Below are 274 nucleotides of genomic sequence, written 5' to 3'. Positions count from 1 at the left end.
CCGGCATAGGAGAGGTAACTGTCGGTGACTGAGCGGCGGGCCACCTCGATGCTGTAATTCCAAGACTCAATCTGATCGCTCCAGCGCAAGCCACCGACGACGGTGCGGATAGGAAAGCCTATCGGACTACTGCCGAGATCGGCCTTGAAGCCGCTGAGCTGATAACTGAGGCTCAAGGCCACGCCTTTGGCAACTTGGCTGATGCTCGCCGCGTTCGATAAACCTTGCTGAGCCGCAACGCTGGTCAGCGGTAATTTGGCAATCGTCGCTTGGC

General features: G+C 58.4%; 1 protein-coding gene. It reads right to left on the bottom strand.

Annotated features, from left to right (window positions below):
- On the bottom strand, positions 1-274 hold a 274-nt coding region (locus tag QN347_RS19895), incomplete at both ends, for a cellulose synthase subunit BcsC-related outer membrane protein (RefSeq protein WP_323494413.1).

This window comes from Sphingomonas sp. 10B4, assembly GCF_035019905.1.
Taxonomy (GTDB): domain Bacteria; phylum Pseudomonadota; class Alphaproteobacteria; order Sphingomonadales; family Sphingomonadaceae; genus Sphingomonas; species Sphingomonas glacialis.
The sequence above is the reverse complement of the archived record's forward strand: the minus strand, read 5'-3'. Positions and strand labels throughout refer to the sequence as shown.